This window comes from Glaciimonas sp. PAMC28666 (assembly GCF_016917355.1).
In the GTDB taxonomy this organism is placed as follows: Bacteria; Pseudomonadota; Gammaproteobacteria; order Burkholderiales; family Burkholderiaceae_D; genus Glaciimonas.
Genome location: NZ_CP070304.1, coordinates 2,443,910 through 2,463,235, shown reverse-complemented (window position 1 = coordinate 2,463,235; position 19,326 = coordinate 2,443,910). Strand labels below are relative to the sequence as shown.

13 protein-coding genes are annotated in these 19,326 nt (G+C 52.1%); 3 read left to right on the top strand and 10 right to left on the bottom strand.

The genetic code is table 11. The annotated features are described in order from the left end of the window. Positions 1-179: 179 nt before the first annotated feature. The 4 genes from JQN73_RS10460 to JQN73_RS10445 form a co-directional block, all read right to left on the bottom strand. Positions 180-764, bottom strand: a complete 585-nt coding sequence (locus JQN73_RS10460) for a cytochrome b (RefSeq protein ID WP_240162502.1) — start codon at positions 762-764, stop codon at positions 180-182. Beyond that, positions 761-1,774, bottom strand: coding sequence for a beta-propeller fold lactonase family protein (locus tag JQN73_RS10455; protein ID WP_205322956.1), 1,014 nt, complete (start codon positions 1,772-1,774; stop codon positions 761-763). Before JQN73_RS10455 ends, JQN73_RS10460 begins: the two co-directional genes overlap by 4 nt. A 72-nt stretch (positions 1,775-1,846) precedes the next feature. Then, on the bottom strand, positions 1,847-4,102 hold the full coding sequence (locus JQN73_RS10450; RefSeq protein WP_205322955.1) for a TonB-dependent receptor: 2,256 nt from the start codon (positions 4,100-4,102) through the stop codon (positions 1,847-1,849). A 238-nt stretch (positions 4,103-4,340) separates the two neighbouring features. Then, positions 4,341-5,051, bottom strand: a complete 711-nt coding sequence (locus tag JQN73_RS10445; protein WP_205322954.1) for an ankyrin repeat domain-containing protein — start codon at positions 5,049-5,051, stop codon at positions 4,341-4,343. Positions 5,052-5,274: 223 nt separating this feature from the next. Between JQN73_RS10445 and JQN73_RS10440 the strand changes: the two genes are divergently transcribed. Further along, positions 5,275-6,999, top strand: a complete 1,725-nt coding sequence (locus JQN73_RS10440; protein ID WP_205322953.1) for a PQQ-binding-like beta-propeller repeat protein — start codon at positions 5,275-5,277, stop codon at positions 6,997-6,999. A 134-nt stretch (positions 7,000-7,133) separates the two neighbouring features. Further along, on the top strand, positions 7,134-7,709 hold the full coding sequence (locus JQN73_RS10435) for a cytochrome c (RefSeq protein ID WP_205322952.1): 576 nt from the start codon (positions 7,134-7,136) through the stop codon (positions 7,707-7,709). A 209-nt stretch (positions 7,710-7,918) separates the two neighbouring features. Here the strand turns inward: JQN73_RS10435 and fghA are convergent, their stop codons facing one another. The 6 genes from fghA to JQN73_RS10405 form a co-directional block, all read right to left on the bottom strand. Then, positions 7,919-8,782, bottom strand: coding sequence for an S-formylglutathione hydrolase (fghA, locus tag JQN73_RS10430; RefSeq protein ID WP_205322951.1), 864 nt, complete (start codon positions 8,780-8,782; stop codon positions 7,919-7,921). Positions 8,783-8,802: 20 nt separating this feature from the next. Then, complete coding sequence (locus JQN73_RS10425; RefSeq protein ID WP_205322950.1) at positions 8,803-9,909, bottom strand: S-(hydroxymethyl)glutathione dehydrogenase/class III alcohol dehydrogenase; 1,107 nt, start codon at positions 9,907-9,909, stop codon at positions 8,803-8,805. A gap of 293 nt (positions 9,910-10,202) precedes the next feature. Further along, positions 10,203-11,210, bottom strand: a complete 1,008-nt coding sequence (locus tag JQN73_RS10420) for an aldo/keto reductase (RefSeq protein WP_205323306.1) — start codon at positions 11,208-11,210, stop codon at positions 10,203-10,205. Between the two features lie 142 nt (positions 11,211-11,352). Beyond that, on the bottom strand, positions 11,353-12,270 hold the full coding sequence (locus JQN73_RS10415; protein WP_205322949.1) for a transglutaminase family protein: 918 nt from the start codon (positions 12,268-12,270) through the stop codon (positions 11,353-11,355). Then, the gene (locus JQN73_RS10410; protein WP_205322948.1) at positions 12,267-14,939 is read right to left on the bottom strand and encodes a circularly permuted type 2 ATP-grasp protein; all 2,673 of its coding nucleotides are present in this window, start codon (positions 14,937-14,939) and stop codon (positions 12,267-12,269) included. Before JQN73_RS10410 ends, JQN73_RS10415 begins: the two co-directional genes overlap by 4 nt. A gap of 305 nt (positions 14,940-15,244) precedes the next feature. Beyond that, entirely contained in the window at positions 15,245-18,583 is a 3,339-nt protein-coding gene (locus JQN73_RS10405) for a DUF2126 domain-containing protein (protein WP_205322947.1), read from the bottom strand. Positions 18,584-18,972: 389 nt separating this feature from the next. Here JQN73_RS10405 and JQN73_RS10400 point away from each other — a divergent pair, with 389 nt between their 5' ends. Then, entirely contained in the window at positions 18,973-19,188 is a 216-nt protein-coding gene (locus JQN73_RS10400) for a hypothetical protein (RefSeq protein WP_205322946.1), read from the top strand. Positions 19,189-19,326 lie beyond the last annotated feature (138 nt).

Sequence of the window (19,326 nt, the reverse complement as noted above, 5' to 3'; positions counted from 1 at the left end):
TAGCCGTCACAAAAGCGCGCTTAGGGCAAGCCTGGCCATTCGGCCAAGGGACTTGACTTTCATTTCAGAGGCACTCCCTGCCGAGCCGAAGCCATCGCACTTCAACGCGTCTAACTCTCGCTTTCGTTCCAAACCTTTTCGTTGCATCTGCTGCGCAATCTTTTACGTTAAATACGCTATTACGAACGTAACATACGCTGAAAAACGCCATCATGATCCACAAGCAAATGCTTGAACGCTGCCAATACATGTAGCACAACCAGTGCGGTAAATATTGCACCTGCCACATAATGGATAAAGCCAAAAAGATCACGCAAACCAGGATCTTCCCAACCCCATTTTGGTAGCGGGATGCCAAAGAACTTCACGCCGTATTTGTTGAACGACGACGATATATAGCCACTTGCTGGTTGCACCACCATGCACAGATAGAGCAAGCGATGACTCCATCGCGCAGCCCGTACCTCCCATTGCGGCATGGTATTTGGCAACTGCGGCGATCGATGCGTGAGACGCCAGGCCAAGCGCAATAGTATCAACACCCCGACCATTACCCCGATCGATTTATGCAAGTTGAAATAGGATGCCCGACCCGGCGTACCTTTGGGCACATTGATCATGTAATAGCCTAATATAAGCATCCCGATGATCAATAATCCAACTAACCAATGCAGGGCGATTGTGGGAAAACGATAGCCGGTTACCCCGCTGCCACGCATGCCTATCGCCCTGTCGCCAGACGCGTACTTGACGGGCTTGATCATCTGATGGCGACGCCCCAGGGTAGTGCACCAACAGGGATTTCGGCCTTGACCAGATTGGTGTCGGTATCAATTACAGAAACCGAATTAGAGCGACCGTTGGCAACATACAATTTCTTGCCATCTGGTGTGATCGCCATGTTCCATGGACGTTTGCCAACCGGCACCGTCGCCACTACTGTGTTGGTGTCAGTATCAATGACCGAAACAGTAAAATCCTTGCCGTTGGAAATATAAACACGTTTGCCATTTGGTGCCATGGTGACGCCGTTCGAGAAGGTGCCCGCCTTCACCTGGGCGATAACTTTGTGGGTCGCAACGTCCACCACATACACCATACTCTCAAGCTCTGCGGCGATGTAAGCGCGCGTGCCATCGGGTGTGAAAGCGATACCGCGTGGACGCCTGCCGAGCTTCACCAGATCGACCTGCTCGCGCTTGGTCATGTCGATGATGTCGATCGAATCCGCTTCCTCAGCGCTGACATATAACCATTTTCCATCGGGGCTGAATTCGGCATGCTCCGGATTTTTACCCTTGGTCTTGATAATGAATTCTTGTTTATTTGTCGCCGTGGAGATGAAATTGACAGAGTTGGTTATCTCGCTGGCGGCGACAATCCAATCACCGGCGGGAGCAATACCCACACCTTCGGGCGACTCTCCCACGGACACGGATCCGACGACCCCGCGCGTTCCCACATCAACAATTAATAGCGAATTGGTTGGTTGATCGCTGACGTATAAGGATTTTCCATCATGGCGCACTGCCAGACCGCGTGGCTTGGTACCCGCCTTGATTTCGCCGATGACAGTGTCGCTGGCTGTATCAATAACAGAAATGGTACCGGATTTTTCGTTAGGGACATACGCAAAGGGGCTTGCGCTGGCGATGCCTGGGAGCAAGCCGAAAGAAAGCGTTGATAACACTGCGCCGATCAGAATCGCACTACGTAGCGCACCACCGGTTGCGACAACCGTTGAAGCATTTTTACGTACTAAATGTAACGTCATAATGGTAAAGCCTTTTAAAAATTGTTTTGAAATTCAATAGCCAAAAGCCTCTCGGCTGGCACCAAACAGCTATTAACTCCATGAATATCGCAAACCGATCCAGCCACCGCGCGGTGCGCCGGGACCAATGAATTGCTCGTTGGAGATGTTGCCACCATCAAACGAATGTCCCAGTCCGTTGAAAAAATTTTGGCCAAGAACAGCAAAGTTTGCATATTGGCGATTGAATAAATTATCGATCCTGGCGAACACTTGTAACTGCTTCGTTATGGCATATGTGGTGTCGAGATTGACCATCGTGTAGCCCGGAATTTTGCCGTTGCTGTCCTGATTGTTTTCATCACCACGTGCATAGATGTTGCTGCGATAGACCACATTAGTTCCGATGTTCCAGCTTGACGTCGGCGCATAGTCAAAGCGTAGCTTGAACGTATTTTCAGGGATTCCCGGAATCTTGTTGCCGCGATTAACGGTGATGACACCCGCTGCGTTGGCACTTGAATTGCTGGCGCTTTGCTCATCGAAGGCGGTCTGATAGGTTGCATCAATATAGCTATAGCTGGCTGTCACGCCGACTTGTCCAACGACGGTATGGGCAGCAAATTCCATCCCTTGCCGACGGGTTTTCCCCACATTTTGGAAGTATCCGGTACTGGCGGTTGCGCCGCTGCTACTGATAAATTGGATGTCATTATCGAGCGCGGTTCTGAAGATAGATGCTCTCCAGCTGGAGACCGAACCAAGTTTTCCGCGTAAGCCAAACTCTCCTGTGCGTGCGATTACCGGCTTTAAGGCAGGATCGGCAATAAAGTCGTTCGGCAATGAACAGGGTGCCGTCGGATCAGCGCAAGCCAGTTCAATCGCTGTTGGTGTACGCATGCCTTCGTTATAGGTAGCGTAGGCGGTGACCGCCGGGTTCGGATTGTAGGTGAGGCCGACAGCGGGATTAAAACGTGTAAAAGTATTTTTACCATTCAATAATGGCTGATTACCGGACTGGTCACTAATGTTGACCTGCGCGTAATTATATCGACCAGAACCTGTCATCGACCATTGATCGTTAAGCGCTAACGTATCGGAAATAAACAGAGACAGATTGCTGTTGTGGGTTTTAGCATCGGTATTCAGCGAAAAATTATCCAAACCAATCGTGTCGCGGGCGACAGTGAAGTCGGCATGCTGACTCAATTGCTTGAAACGCGAATTAGCAAAATCACCGGAAACGCCCACCACCACCTGATTTTTCATCGGGCCCAGCTTTCCAAGGTAACTCAGCTGCGCACCGAAGCCATAGCTCCCCTGGTCTATGAGCGAACGGGTATTGTTAGCGGGTATAGGGTTATTGGTAGCATCGTAGTTTCCATTGACATTGCTGCTGATATTGTCGTTATTATAATTTCGATAATACGCATTTGTTGACAGCTGCAGTTTGTCATTAAAGAAGTGACTCGCAGACAGACTCCATAGCTGCGCGCGATTGATATTTTCATCCGGGAAGGTATAGGCCTGACGGCGGTTATCCAAAAATGTACGCGGAATAGTTTGCGAGCCCTGCAGACCGTTATCGGCCGCTGTCAAACTGAGCGCTACTCTGGTATCAGCATCCTGATAACCAACCTTGCCGAAAAATTGCTTAACATTGCTGGGATTATGATCACCCCAACCTTTGTCTTTAGAATCGTTAGCGGTTAAAAAATAGTCGATGTTACCGACTGTGCCCCCTTGCTCCAGTTCAACTGTCTTGCGCCCGAACGATCCAGCGGATACTTCTGCCTGGCCACCCGGGTTATTGCGGCCGTCTTTGGTCGTGATCGCGAGTGCGCCGCCCAGCGTGTTCAATCCAAACACGGGATTCGAACCCGGCATTATTTGCAAGTTTGCAATTGCCGATTGCGGCAACAAGTCCCAATTGACGACATCGCCAAACGGCTCATTAATCCGCACACCGTCCTGAAATACGGAAAGACCTTGCGGCGTACCTAATAACGGTGAAGCCGTAAAGCCACGATAATTCACGTCAGGCTGATACGGATTTCCCTGTGCTGAATTGATCGTCACGCTGTTCAGGTTTTGCTCCAGAAATTCGGTGATATTCCCCGCGTGTTGGCGTGCAATCTCTTTTCCCGCGACTGATTGAATGTTTGCAGCAATATCGCGCAGTGGCAAACCTAGGCCAGGAAGCGGCGTCGTGCCATTGACAACAATCTCTGACAATTTTGTATCAGGAGTCGCGGGTCCGTCTGCAGCAGACACGTGGACCTGCAACATGAACAGAACACTGCCTAACGCAAATTCGCTGGCGTAAGGCAAAGATTTCCAATATGCCATCTTTTGATCTCCTATTTATAATTTTTTTTTATGCGTTTTTTCGACTTCAACTCGTTTGGGAAACGATGGTCGATTATTTTTATGAGCAATATTCATGCCGCTTTAAAAAACATGTAATTGCAACGCCATTATTGGTGGACTTCTCCACGCTTCACGTCTTTTTTATTCACTTTTTTAACCGCGAGAGGGTCAGAGCGTGGCCAGGTGACTGAGCAGACTGACGCACGAATACGATTGGTCAGCGTGACCTTAGGAATTTGACGACCTCAAGTTGACCGTTCTCATCGGCCATTTGCAGCACAGTCTTACCCCGGTTGTCGACCAGGCTTGCGTCGGCACCCTGATCCAGCAGCGCCTGCACTGTCGGGAGGTGACCGGAGGCGCCCGCCCACATGAGAGCTGTCAGCCCATTGGGATAACGGGTATTCGGCGTAATCCCGCTAGCAGGACCCGTCTTCAACAGCATGTTCACGATCTCAGTCTGACCTGTGCCCGCAGCGTATACGATCGCGCTTTTTTGCATTTGATCGACCGCATTCACGTTAGCTTTTTTGTCTATCAAAATCCGCGCCATCGCTGGACGACCATAGAAGGCAGCAGTCATCAATGGGGTTACTTGCGCCACATTGGCAAGATTGACGTCAGCACCGCGCTCTAACAGTAAAAGCATGATCTCCATCTGGCCGCTTTTAATCGACGTCATTAACAGCGAGTCGCCCACCCTATTGCGTGTGTTTGGCGATGCGCCCAGTTCGATAAAGGATTTGAAGGTCTTGGCATTTCCGCTACGCGCGGCGGCCAGGGCTTGTCGGTTCAGGTCCACTTGCTCATCGTTCGCATGGACCTGGTTCGAGTACCCACCCGCGACCATGGAAACGACCAACGTAAAAATTACAAGCGAGACTTTTGAGGTGCTTTTTAAAAGGCGAATCGAGCCAACTAATTTCATGTTTTGTACCTGTTATTTTGCCTATGCTTTGAATGTGGCTTTGACAGCCCCGCATCCTATTTTTAATACATTGCAATATGATTTAGAGATATTATGCGAAATTAGAATTATGAACTAGCCAAATAACCTTATTAGTCTTTAAGTTCGATCACGCTTTACAGGTAAGTAACATTAAAACAATATGAATTTTGTTGCATAAGGCAACTTTACCAAGGGGATTGTTATGAGTATTGCAAGCTACAAAACGATAGGGCACTTAGCCCTGGCCGCAAGCCTGATGGTTGCGGCAGGATTATCCAGCGCGCAGGAAACCGAGGGCGGGGCAGGCATCAAAATCCCTCCTATGTCCCAAGCCTTGAATCCGGTCAGTCAGTCTATGTTGGACGGCGCGTCTAAGGACGGCAAGAACTGGTTGCATTCGAACGGCGACTACGCACAGACCCGTTTTTACCCTGCAGCACAAATTAACGCCAAAAACGTCGCTACCCTCAAGCCGAAATTCATCTTCCAGACTGCCGTTGTCGAATCGATGGAAACCGCGCCAATCGTCGTTAATGGTGTCATGTTCCTAACCACGGCTTATAACCATGTGTACGCGGTGGATGCGGTCACCGGACAAGAATTTTGGCACTTCAAACACAAAATGGGACCGGTAACCACCTTCTGCTGTGGTCCGAACAATCGTGGCGTTGCTGTCTCCGACGGCAAGCTCTACATGGGCACCCTCGACTCCAAGCTAATTGCACTAGATACCAAGACCGGCAAATTGTTATGGGAAACTGAAATCGCTGATCCGGAAAAAGGTTACAGCGAAACAATGGCGCCAACTGTTATTGACGGTAAAGTACTGATCGGCACCAACGGCGGCGAATACGGTATCCGCGGCTTCGTCAAGGCATTCGATACCAATACCGGCAAGCTGGTGTGGACGTTCTACACCATCCCAGAAAAAGGTCATGAAGGCGTTTGGGCAAAAACCGATGCGACCGGCCGGGATATGCATCGCGACATCGCTGCTGAAAAAGTTGCTTTCGCCAAGAAATCCAATTTCCACGAAACCTTGGGTGGTGGCGTCTGGACTACACCGGCAATCGATCGCGCCACTAAAACCGTGTACTTTGTAGTCGGCAATCCATCGCCCGATCTCTACGGTGCAGAGCGTCCTGGCGACAATTTGTACACTGACTCACTGGTCGCTATTGACCTTGATACCGGTGCCTACAAATGGCACTTCCAGTACATCGCGCACGACGTGTGGGATCTGGATGCTGTGAGCCCACCGATTCTGGTAGATGTTAAAGACAAGACTGGCAAGATGATTCCTGCGATCGTCCATGCCGGCAAAACCGGGCATGTCTATGTTCATGATCGCCGTGATGGTAGTTTGATTCGGTTCTCTGAAGCGATGGTTCCGCAAGAAAACATGTGGTCTTTGCCAACAGCAACCGGCGCCCGTATGTTGCCAGGTGCAAACGGCGGCGTGGAATGGTCACCAATGGCCTATAACGCCGGAGCACGTCTGACCTACGCTTTGAATCTGAATCAACCGATGACCTATCAAGTTGACGGATCAAACTATCCAAACGGGAAACTCTGGCTCGGCGGCGCGTTTAAAAATGCCGCCGGTGAAGAGCAATCGGGTAACGTAACCGCCGTCAATATCGACACTGGCAAGATCGCATGGCAAGCAAAAACTGACCAGCCTATGATCGGTGGCGCGCTGGCAACTGCTGGTAATCTGGTCTTTGCTGGTGAAGGCAATGGCTGGTTCAAGGCCTATGACGCAAAAACCGGAAAACTCCTCTGGAAATTCCAATGCGGCGCGGGCGTAAATGCACCTCCAGTGTCGTACTCGGTTAATGGCAAGCAATATATTGCTGTCGCTGCCGGTGGTAACTCACAGATGGACTTCAAACGCGGCAACAGCATTTTTGTGTTTGGGCTGTAAGCAACAAGAAATAAACAGCAACCCGCAAGTCGTTTAGTTTTTGGCATGTAAATTGCTGCTAGATAACGGAAATGGGGCCGCATCCGCGTGGGCGCGGCCTTTTTTTCTTCTACAAACCATTGGATACGAAACAAATGAAAGCTGCTCACATAATTTTTGCGGTATTAACCACCCTGTCCTTTCAAAGTCACGCTGTTGATATCGAAGCAGGTAAGAAAAAAGCAGAAGCCTGTATGGCCTGCCATGGCGTCGGCGGGAACTCAACAATGCCTCTGATTCCAGTCCTGGCAGGACAAAATGCCCGCTATCTTTATCTGGAGTTAAGAGACTTTAAAGAAGGTGCGCGCGTTAATCCGATGATGAGCCCCATGGCGGCAAATCTGTCGAAGGAAGACATGCAGGACCTGGCCGCCTATTTTGCGGCACAAACACCAACAGCGATCAAATTCACCGCAGACCCGGCGCGCGTAAAACTGGGATTTGCCAAGGCCGAACAAGTGTTGTGCTCGATGTGCCATCTGGGCGGCATGAAGGGACAAAATGAAATTCCCAAGCTGTCAGGCCAACACTACGACTACATCGCAAAGCAATTGACCGATTTCCGGGCCCGCAATCGCACCAATGATGCAGGCAACATGACCGCGGTAAGTAAGAACTTAAGCGATGAGGACATCATTAATTTGTCGCAGTATATCGCTAACATCAATTAGGTTCGATGGCAGCTGAATAGCAGCAAGTTAAGTGGCTAACCGACTCTGCAAAATTCAAATTATCCTCCAGCAGCGAAAGATCACGGTCGAATCATCAGTGAACGAATCGGATGCATAACCCTGATCCGATATTGAACACTTTGTGAAACGACTGTATCACTTTTGCTCACATACCTTTTCCAGAATGACCAAGACATCATGTTCTGGCATTATCGGGGGGCACCATTTAATTGTCTGTGGTGAAATCGCAGATGATCTTCAATAAAAGTCGAAATAAAGTAATACCCGTGGTCGTAGTCAGCGTGCCTGCGACATTCCAAAGGTTGACGCGCGTTTTCGCAAGCCGCCTCAAATGCTTCCGGAAACAACTGATCCGGTAGAAATTTATCGCCTGATCCCTGATCGATCAGAATGCCGGCCGGAAACGGCGCGGTCTGCTGCGCCATCAATGCACTGGCGTCGTATTGCTGCCAGTGACTTTGGTCGCTACCGAGATATCCGGAGAATGCCTTCACGCCCCAAGGACACTGGGTCGGTGCACAAATCGGGGCAAACGCTGACACCGATTTAAACAATGCAGGATTGCGCAGTGCCAGCACCAGCGCACCGTGACCACCCATCGAGTGCCCAGTGATACCGATACCGGAGGACACAACCGGCAAGTTTTCCTTAATCAACGCAAGCAGTTCCAGCACGTAACTGTACATCCGATAATGCTGGTTCCATGGCGCTTCAGTCGCGTCCACATAAAACCCGGCACCGAGACCAAAATCCCAGCTTTCCGAGTCTCCTGGGAAATTGCAGCCACGCGGACTGGTGTCCGGCGCGATCAGCATCAAACCCTTCTCTGCCGCCAGGCGCTGCGCACCGCCCTTAGTCATGAAGGTTTCCTCGGTACAGGTTAAACCCGCCAGATACATCAAGGCGGGAACCCTGCCGTCACGCGCCTGCGGCGGTAGGAACACTGAAAACCGCATCGGCAATCCGATTTCCCTGGAGTGATGGCGATAGAAACGCTGCACACCGCCGAAGCAGGCGTGCTCACTGATGATCTCGAGTGTCGAAGCGGACATCCGGGTCTCCTTATTCATGATCAATACAGGACAACGGATCGAATCGATTCGCCACTTTTCATCAGATCAAAGCCTTCGTTAATACGTTCCAGCGGCAAAGTATGCGTGATCAGATCATCGATGTTCAATTTGCCTTCCATGTACCAGTCGACAATTTTTGGGACATCGGTGCGCCCACGTGCACCGCCAAAAGCAGAACCCTTCCACTCACGTCCGGTGACCAACTGAAACGGTCGCGTGCTGATTTCTTCACCGGCAGCAGCGACACCGATGATGTAAGACTGGCCCCAACCTTTATGCGTGCATTCCAGCGCCTGACGCATCGTGGTGGTGTTACCGATGCATTCGAAAGAGTAATCAGCACCACCGTCGGTCAATTGCACAATATGATCGACCACGTTCGCCACTTCTTTCGGATTCACAAAATGTGTCATACCAAATTTGCGCGCCATTTCGATTCGACCAGGATTGATATCGACACCGATAATTTTGTCAGCACCAACCATCTTGGCACCCTGAATGACGTTCAGGCCAATACCGCCGAGACCAAACACGACCACGTTTGCGCCCGCCTCCACTTTCGCAGAAAAAACCACAGCCCCCACACCGGTTGTGACACCGCAACCGATGTAACAGGCTTTATCAAAAGGAGCATCTTCGCGAATTTTTGCCAAGGCGATTTCCGGCACCACGATGTAGTTGGAAAAAGTCGAAGTTCCCATGTAATGGAAAAGTGGTTTGCCATCCAGCGAAAACCGCGAGGTGGCGTCTGGCATCAGGCCACGGCCCTGCGTCGAGCGGATTGCCTGGCATAAATTCGTCTTGCGCGACAAACAAAACTTACATTGCCGGCACTCCGGGGTGTAAAGCGGAATAACATGATCGTCCTTCTTTACCGAGGTCACGCCAGGCCCGACATCGACCACAATACCTGCGCCTTCGTGTCCTAAAATAGAAGGGAAAATACCTTCTGGATCTGCGCCAGAAAGGGTGTAATAGTCGGTATGGCAAATGCCGGTGGCTTTGATTTCGACCAGCACTTCGCCTTCTCGCGGCCCCGCCAGATCAACTTCTTCAATCGTGAGCGGCGCTCCGGCTTTCCATGCAACTGCGGCTTTCGTTTTCATCAGGGTGCTCCTCAATAATCAATAAGTGTATTCTGTTTTAGCGCACGAGCGTGAACAGCGAGTTAAACAAAAATCGGATCAATATTGGCCGAAAATGCCGCAATATCTCTGCATATCTTTTTCAACTCTTCGTGTAAAGAATAAAAAAATCCTCCCCTATCATTCAATGACAATCAAATGATGGAAAGGAATTTATAGGAAGAATACCGGCAGACATCAACGACCGATGCGCGTGCCTGAACTCTTCCTGAGTGCGATTGCAATCTCTTTTTTTCTCACCAAAAGCCGCTGGTTTACGCAGCGACCGATCGGCCAAAAAATGGATAGCCAGGATCGGTATACCCCGGCGTCGACGCGTGGCCGGGAGGTACCAGAGTGTCCACCAGCGCCTCGTCTTCTAAACTGATCTTCACGTCTACCGCTGCGTAATAATCGTCCATTTGTTCCAAGGTGCGCGGACCGGCAATCACTGAACTGATATGCCGATTTGCCAATACCCAGGCGGTAGCGAACTGCCCCAACTTAACGCCCCGCTCTTCACTGTGCTGCTTGAGACGCTGGGCGATGAGAAGCGATTCTTCCCTGAATTCGGTTTCCATAATGCGCTTGTCGCCGCGGCTGGCACGCGTGTTCTCAGGTGGTGTCTGGCCGGGAAGGTATTTACCAGTCAGCACGCCACGGGCAATTGGACTGTAAGGCACAACACCTAAACCGTAATGCGCACAAGCGGGCAATATCTCCACTTCAGGCATTCGATTGAGCAAGTTGTAATAAGGCTGGCAAACCACCGGGCCGGGCACGCCGAGCTTTTCGCACAAGCGCACTACTTCGGCGATACGCCATCCGCGAAAGTTCGATAAACCGAATCCGCGAATTTTTCCCTGGGTGATCAAATCGCCAAGTGTGCGAACCGCTTCTTCCAGATTTTCTTCGTGATAATCCCGGTGCATGTACAGGATATCAAGATAGTCGGTAGACAGGCGTTTCAGGCTGTTTTCCACTTCGCTGATTATCCAGTGCCGCGAATAATGTGATTGATTAGGCTTGCTGCTCATTGGGTTGCCGAGCTTGGTGGCAAGCACCCAGTTAGGCCGGTCGGCAGCTAACACCTTGCCGACCATTTCTTCTGAAGCACCTATGGTGTAGACATCTGCGGTGTCAATGAAATTGACACCGTGATCGCGGGCGGAGGCGACGATACGCTCTGCCTCACCGATCTCGGTTTGATCGCCAAACATCATGGTTCCTAAACACAGCGCGGAGACCTTCAGGTTGCTGTTGCCGAGGCGTCGATATTGCATCATCTTATATCCTGTTCTGAGGGGGCGGAAAATCGCGTGCGTTCCAATCAGGCAATTAAATCGGCCACGCGTCCTCTATTATGCCGAAAAGACGTGTTCTCGGTAATTTCCCCTCAAAATCCGCTGTCGCAGCGCGCGCGCATCAAATCCAGGATAGCGGCGTGACGGTCACCTCAACATCCAGCGTTTGTTCGCCGCCACCGAGCACAATACCGCGCATCGGCGTGACATCACTAAAATCGCGGCCCCAACCGAGGGTTATATGCTCTGACTGTACGAGGCAGCGATTAGTCGGATCGAAATCAATCCAGCCGAGTTCCGGGCAGAACACCGAAACCCACGCATGCGAAGCATCCGCACCGATCATACGTGGCTGTCCGGCAGGCGGGTGGGTCAATATATAGCCGCTGACATAGCGTGCGGGAAGGCCCAGGCTCCTCAGACACCCTATCATTAACTGGGCGAAGTCCTGACAAACGCCGCGCCGCCCTTTTAATACTTCATCCAACGGAGTGGAAATTTCAGTCGCTTTATCATCGAATTCGAAGTCATCGAAAATGCGCTGAGTCAGACTTAGTGCGGCGTCAATCAATGGTCTGCCCACCGTGTAACTCAAGCGCGCATACTGTTCCAGCTCAGGACTGAACTGGACGTGCGGAGACGAGAACAGATAGCGGCAGGCGTCCAGTGCGGCGTCCGATTTATCATGTCGAACGCTATCACGCAAATTTTCCCATGCAAGCGTTCCCTGAATCTGTGCGAGCGTATAGCGCGGCTTCAGGACAACAATCGACTCGGCATGTACCGACAAAACCTTATGCGGGGCGGTGATGGCGATCTGGCGAGTTATATTCCCGAAATAATCACGCCCCTCGGATCCGTCCTCTTCCCTCGGCTCAATCCCGATTCGATGAGACTCAATCTGCTGATAACGAAATGTTCTTGGCGTTAAATGCAGGTATTGTTGCGAGAGCGTAACCAAACTTTGATAGGTATAGCGCGTCTCATGCACGACGCGAAAACGTGCGCCGGGGCCGACGATCGCTGGTAAATCGCTCATTCTTTCTTCGTCCTGTCTTTGTAACTATCGGTATAGCTGAAAAATTGAACGCTGATCTGTTCCGACATCGCTTCACTGGCGATCTGCATCCGGTGCAGCAGGTCAATCAAATGTGCATTACCGCAATAAAGATCTGTTTCTGGCGCCAGTGCCAATAATTCATCCCGCAGCGGGATCAGTCGTTCTGCACCGCAAGCGCCATAGGTGACAGCAATTTTTCTCAGGCTTTTTAAAATGCCCTCAAGCTGAAACAAAATCGAGCGCGGATTTGACTCGTCCAGCAACAACAGGTCCAGCACCGGCAACCACTCTGGCTGAGCGCGATAGCGGGAGCGGTAGGTGACGATACTATCCGATAATTCCAGCAACCAATCCAGGCTACCGTTTGCATCCATCTCAAGCGCACGCTGCAAAATCACACTTTGAAACTGCAAGCGTTCCAGACGTCGTCCCAAGGACAGAAAACGCCATCCCAGATCGCGCGTCATACCATCCAGCGCAAACCCGGCCATCGTCATCAGAGAGGCGGTCGCATCGTCCAGAATCGTCATTGCTTCGGCCTGCGACAGCCAATGATCATCGCTGGTCTCACGCGGCACCATGCGGTTGAGGGCGCGCCAGTTATCAACCGACAAGCGCTCGCGCAATTGGCTGGCAATCCCATATAGCTGTCGCTGCTGACGAGCAAGTCCGGGAACGTCGGGCGAGATCACTGCACGTAATAACGTCGACTCGATTTGAGCATCACTATAAATCGCTGCCGGCACATTGACTGCACTCCGAAGCTGGCTCTGGCGCTGCCCCTGGCTTTGGCTTTGTCTCTGCGTCGAGATTTGAACCTGAGTGAGGGTTTGACTGTTGGTTAGCGCCAGAAGGTCGCTTGCCGCTTGCAGCGCTGCCGCCGCCAGATCTGATTCTGACTCTTTCATCGGAATCAGATGAAAGTAGATACACAACGATTCCACGGTTGGCCATTCGGCGCCGCGATAAGAGGGGCGAACGTTAAATAACAGGTTCAGCGTGACACGCAGCAGGCGCGTAATATTGTCGCAGCGATCGGCGTTACGACCAAACCAGAACAAGTTCTCAGCCATTCGGCTCGACAGATGCGTGTCGTCCCGCACCAGATCATCGACGGTGGTGGTGCGTCTTGAGATACTTTGTAAAGCCACCTGCTCGTTGCCCTGCACCCAGGTGTCTTTGCTGCCGCCACCGCGTTGCATGGTAATAATGCGCGCATCCGTTCCGGTCGCGGCGCGCGTCAGGCCGCCCGGCATGACGACATATCCCTGCGGCGTCGCGCAAGCATACACGCGCAGGCCAATGGCACAGGCGCTTAAACCGTCCGCCTTCCATACCGGCCCCTGGGATAAGCGCACCATTTCCTGCGCCACATAATCATGTGGTTTGGCGCGCATTTTCGCAATAAAATCCGCCCGTTCCTCGCCTTCAAGGTCTTTGCCGAACACCGGATGTTGACGCGATTGCGGAAAGCTTGGCTTGATAATCAGTTCGTCCAGCTTTTCGATGGCCTCCTCAAGTGCTGCCGGCTCACCGCACCACCAGGTCGCCACCGACGGCATTTTTAACGGCTCACCGAGCAGGCGCTCGCATAAGCCCGGCAGAAATCCGAGCAACGCACCGGACTCCAGCAAACTTGACCCCAGGCTATTGGCGATCAACACATTGCCGCGCCGAGCGGCCTCAGTCAATCCCGCGACGCCCAAACCTGAATCAGGCCGCAGTTCGAGTGGATCGCAAAAATCGTCATCCACCCGACGCATGATCACATGCACGCGTTGCATGCCAGACAAAGTTTTCAGCCAAACGATGCCGTTACGGACCGTGAGATCGCCGCCCTCGACCAATGGCAAACCTAAATAACGCGCCAGATAGGCTTGCTCGTAATAGGTTTCGTTATACGGGCCCGGCGTTAGCAGAACGATCAGCGGCGCTTCGGTGCTGCGCAGCCCCGTGCCATTTTTTCCGCCGTTCCCGTTTGCGGCACACAACCGTCCCCAATGCGCGAGACTGTCGCGCATGGTATTAAAGAATTCAGTCAGATGCTGGACCTTCAGGTCACGCAGCAGGTCTGGAAACGTCCGCGCGATGATGGCGCGATTTTCCAGTGCATAACCGGCACCGGACGGTGCCTGGGTGCGATCAGCCACGACCCACCATTTACCGCTGGGTGCACGGGCAAGATCGACCGCATAAAAGTGCAAAGCTACCCCGTCAGGATGTTGCATCCCATGACAGGGGCGTGAGAAACCGGCATGACCGTGGATTAATTCTGGCGGTAATAGTCCCTCTTCCAGCATTTTCTGGTCGCCATACACATCGCCCAGCAGCTGATTCATAAGGGTTGCACGCTGAATCACCGCTGCCTCGATGCCGCTCCACTCATCCTGCGGCAGAATTAAAGGCAGAACATTCAGATCCCAGGGCCGTTGTATACCCTTGGCGTCGGTGTAAACGTTGTAAGTAACGCCATTTTCCCGCACTTGTTCTTGCACCGTTTCGATGCGTTCGCGCATCATGTAAGGTGCTTCAGCACCCAAACCATCCAGCAATGTGCGCCAATGTGGACGCGGTTGATGCGACGCGTCCAGCATTTCGTCGAAACCGTCTGGCGCAGCGCGATAGCTGGCGAGTATTTGAGTTAACATTTGTCGCTTTTTCCTCTTCGAACGCACACTCTCGGTGTGCGGGTTCGCACAATAACACTATGCGCGCCAAGACACCCGAATCCTAAGGATACGACCAATTGATTTTTTTAGTAAACTCCCGCGCGATGGGAACGAGCGTTGCACAATAGAGACAATCCCCATGTAGCTTTACATGAGGATTGTTATTCTCAAAGTGTCAAGTTCCATGCGCTTCCGGTGCAGGCCCTGTTTGAACTGTGTTTGAACGCCGGTTGCTCAGCGCCCACAGCGTTCACAGCGCCTGATCCAGACAGGACAAAAAACTATTAGTCATGCCAACGTAAATCGAGCGTCATCGGGAAGCTCGGATTAGTTTCTTCTTTGTACACAGTCATCGGTCCCGGCGTATGACCATGTGCCCAGAACCGTGCAAAGCGGCGTGCTTCCGCAGCATTGGCATTGACCGGCGCAGTGGCTTCGCTGCGGCCACCCGGATGCACGACATGATAGGTACAGCCGCCAATGGCGCGACCACTCCAGGTGTCGACCAGATCAAACGTCAGCGGTGCGTGGATCTTGACCGTTGGATGCAACGCTGACCATGGGCTCCAGGCGCGGAATCGTACACCTGCAACGTATTCGCCCGGAATGCCGGTCGGGTGCAGCGGCAACATGCGGCCATTACAAGCGATCACATGGCGTCCGTCCGTTAATCCGCGCACCAGCAATTGCATGCGTTCAACCGAAGAATCCACATACCGCGCAGTGCCCCCGGCGGCCATTTCTTCACCCAGCACGTTCCACGGTTCGATTGCCTGACGCAACTCCATCTCCACGCCTTCGTACACCACGGTACCAAAACGCGGGAAACGGAATTCAATAAACGGATCAAACCAACTTTCTTCGAACGCATAACCAGCCGCTCGCAAATCTTTGGCAACATCGCGAATATCTTGCGCCACAAAATGCGGCAACATCCAGCGATCATGCAATGCCGTGCCCCAATTCACCAGTTTAGCCTGATAAGGCTCGCGCCAGAAACGCGCTACCAGCGCACGCAGCAACAGCATTTGCAGCAAGCTCATACGCTCATGCGGCGGCATTTCGAATGCGCGGAACTCGACGAGGCCCAAACGACCGGTCGGACCATCGGGCGAATAGAGTTTGTCGATCGAAAATTCCGAGCGATGCGTATTTCCCGTTAAGTCGACCAGATGGTTACGCAGCAAACGATCAACCATCCATGGCTTATCGCCCGGATGCAAGGTCGGCAGCACCTTATCCATCTGCTGGAATGCAATCGCCAATTCATACAAGTTATCGTCACGCGCTTCATCCACCCGTGGCGCCTGACTGGTCGGTCCGATAAACGTGCCCGAGAACAGATACGACAACGCCGGATGATTTTGCCAGTAGGTGATCAAACTTTTCAGCAGATCCGGACGGCGCAGCATTGGGCTATCTTCAGCCGTAGCACCACCTAAGGTTGCATGGTTACCACCGCCAGTGCCGGTATGACGGCCATCGACCATGAATTTTTCCGTACCGAGACGTGTCAGGCGCGCCTCTTCGTACAGCGTGGTCATGTTGTAAACCAGTTCCTTCCAGCTTGCGGCAGGATGGATGTTCACTTCAATCACGCCTGGGTCCGGTGTCACGCTCAACAATTTGACACGCGGGTCGCGCGGTGGCGGATAACCTTCGATCCACAATTTCAGTTTCAGCTTCGCAGCGGTATTTTCGACCGCCGTCACCAGCGCCAGATAATCCTCAACGCGCTTGAGCGGCGGCATGAAAATATGCAGACGTCCGGCCCGCACCTGGACGCACAAGCCAGTATGAATCACTTCACGCGGTGCGGGTTTAGGATCAACGCCGGGAATTGCGGCCGGTTTGGTCGTCTTCTCCGGATCCAGGCTAAGTGTCGGACGTTTACCATTTTTAGCGACTGCCAGCGCGCCGCGAGGAGCGAACGGATCAACATCAAATTCAGGCGGCACATCTTCCGGCAACACCCACGGCAGAGCGTTCAACGGCAACCGCAGTCCCATCGGCGAATCGCCTTCGGTGAGGTACAGATGTTCACGTTTAAGCGGCCATGCCGAGGTACGCCAGACAGTGCCTAATGACGTAGCCACATCAAAGTCTTTTGGCTTCAACGGCAAGACATAACCGACAACCGCGCCCAGACCGCTTTCCAGCAGGCGCGCTAAGCGACGGCGCTCTTCAGAAGCCTTTAAATTCGCCTTCAGCGGATCAACGTTAACCGGCATTCCCTGCTCACGATGCACCTGAAGCATGACATCTTCATAGGCTGCAATCGCACTATTGGCAGGAAGCCCAAGCGCCTTGACCAGCTCGCCCGTGAAGCGTGCTGCTTCGTCACCGACGTAACCGTCAGGCTTGTTTTCATCCGAAAACAAAGTCGCATCCAGCCACATTGGCTGGCCGTCAACACGCCAAAAAATATTCAATGCCCAGCGCGGCAGCGGTTCTCCCGGATACCATTTACCCTGCCCATAATGCAACATTCCACCCGGCGCAAAATGGTTCTTCAGGCGGTGCATCAATTGCCCCGCCAATTCGCGCTTCTCGTCGCCATGCGCCAACGTATTCCACTGCGCGCCATCCATATCGTCGACCGAAACAAAGGTCGGCTCACCACCCTGAGTCAGACGCACATCTTGCCGCTTCAGATCAGCGTCAACCTGATGCCCAATCTTATCAATCTTTAGCCAGTCAGCTTCGGAATAAGGCTTGGTAACACGTGGGTCTTCATGAATCCGCGTCACCGTCATTTCATGGAAGAAAGTAACCTCAGCCTTGTCAGTGAAGCCACTCACAGGCGCTGCCGATGACGGCATTGCGGTACAGGCCAGCGGAATGTGGCCTTCACTCGCCAACATGCCTGATGTCGGATCGAGTCCAATCCAGCCCGCGCCGGGGATATACACCTCGGTCCATGCATGCAAATCCGTAAAATCAACTTCCGTGCCGCTAGGACCGTCGAGCGATTCCTGGTCGGGGCGCAACTGAATCAAATAACCGGACACAAAGCGCGCCGCCAGGCCGAGCTGACGCATAATCTGCACCAATAGCCAGCCACTGTCACGGCAAGATCCAGAGCGCTTTAATAAAGTATCTTCCGGCGTCTGCACGCCCGGCTCCATCCGTAGAAGGTAAGCAATATCGCCCTGCAAGCGCTGGTTAATGGCGACCAGAAAATCGTTCGTCGCGAGCGGTTTCTTGAGGATATCGCGGCGTGCTGCAGCAACCCATTCGACCAACAACGGGCCCGGCTCTTCAACCGCCAGATAGGCGCTCAGCTCAGACTTCTGTTGTTCCGGGTAACTGAACGGGAAAAATTCGGCATATTTCTCGACAAAAAAATCGAACGGGTTAATCACCGTCATATCGGCGATCAGATCGACCGTAAATTCCAATACATCCGATTTTTCCTGAAACACAAAGCGGCCAATGTAATTGCCGTAAGGATCTTGCTGCCAATTAATGAAATGGTCTTCAGGTGTAACCGTCAACGAATATGACAAGATCGGGGTCCGCGCGTGGGGAGCGGGACGCAAACGGACTTCATGCGGTGACAAAGTGACCAGGCGATCATAGTGGTAGCTGGTTTTGTGATGCAGCGCGACACGGATGGCCATTGGGTGGTGCCTTTCGATGAAAGTTGACGCGAAATGGGTGGGGAAGCGACGCGGTTACGGCCTAAAACATCGCTAAAAGAGCCATTTCTCTTTAAGCACGATTCATACCCGAATAATAGACATCACGGAATGACGTTTGGGGCGCGCGCAACGATGCGCCTTTGGTGATAAGTCCGCGGGGTATTTTGTGAGTTTTCCGCTTCACAATATTACTTCAATGTGCGCGAAGACGGGAAGGACACGAAGTCATATTTTTGAAAAGGCATCCTATATCGCTAAATGGTTTTCCCGTAAGAAAATAGGAACAGCGCAGGGATAGCACAGGGACAGCGGTTGTAATTTTAACATTGTCAAACCTTTAACAGGGCGAAATCAACAGCACCCTCGTCATGCGCTCAGATAAAGCAGTTATTTTAGCGTCGTCGGGCGTTGCAGACTGGCGTTTTTATCTCCGTTATTTCCAAGTTAGCGACTGCAAATATATCGCCGCTACAATTTTGTTTTTATCAAATGCGCTCTCCGCAATAATGATTGCCAGCATACTGATTTGGTGGCGAAATGTAAAAGTCGCCGTATTAATGCACCATATTAATGCAACTTATTGAATGCACGCTATTGGTGGCCTGGACGCTCAGTATTTAAAGCGCAATATTGCTCCGCGCTAACAAGCGGGAAATGTTGTGCTTTTACTGATTTCAATAGGGAAAATGGCGCTGGAATGTGCTTTTGGAAACCGTTAAAGG

Coding starts and splice junctions, on each gene's coding strand:
- JQN73_RS10460 (WP_240162502.1), bottom strand. CDS start 764: ATGATCAAGCCCGTCAAGTACGCGTCTGGCGACAGGGCGATAGGCATG.
- JQN73_RS10455 (WP_205322956.1), bottom strand. CDS start 1,774: ATGACGTTACATTTAGTACGTAAAAATGCTTCAACGGTTGTCGCAACC.
- JQN73_RS10450 (WP_205322955.1), bottom strand. CDS start 4,102: ATGGCATATTGGAAATCTTTGCCTTACGCCAGCGAATTTGCGTTAGGC.
- JQN73_RS10445 (WP_205322954.1), bottom strand. CDS start 5,051: ATGAAATTAGTTGGCTCGATTCGCCTTTTAAAAAGCACCTCAAAAGTC.
- JQN73_RS10440 (WP_205322953.1), top strand. CDS start 5,275: ATGAGTATTGCAAGCTACAAAACGATAGGGCACTTAGCCCTGGCCGCA.
- JQN73_RS10435 (WP_205322952.1), top strand. CDS start 7,134: ATGAAAGCTGCTCACATAATTTTTGCGGTATTAACCACCCTGTCCTTT.
- fghA (WP_205322951.1), bottom strand. CDS start 8,782: ATGTCCGCTTCGACACTCGAGATCATCAGTGAGCACGCCTGCTTCGGC.
- JQN73_RS10425 (WP_205322950.1), bottom strand. CDS start 9,909: ATGAAAACGAAAGCCGCAGTTGCATGGAAAGCCGGAGCGCCGCTCACG.
- JQN73_RS10420 (WP_205323306.1), bottom strand. CDS start 11,210: ATGCAATATCGACGCCTCGGCAACAGCAACCTGAAGGTCTCCGCGCTG.
- JQN73_RS10415 (WP_205322949.1), bottom strand. CDS start 12,270: ATGAGCGATTTACCAGCGATCGTCGGCCCCGGCGCACGTTTTCGCGTC.
- JQN73_RS10410 (WP_205322948.1), bottom strand. CDS start 14,939: ATGTTAACTCAAATACTCGCCAGCTATCGCGCTGCGCCAGACGGTTTC.
- JQN73_RS10405 (WP_205322947.1), bottom strand. CDS start 18,583: ATGGCCATCCGTGTCGCGCTGCATCACAAAACCAGCTACCACTATGAT.
- JQN73_RS10400 (WP_205322946.1), top strand. CDS start 18,973: ATGCGCTCAGATAAAGCAGTTATTTTAGCGTCGTCGGGCGTTGCAGAC.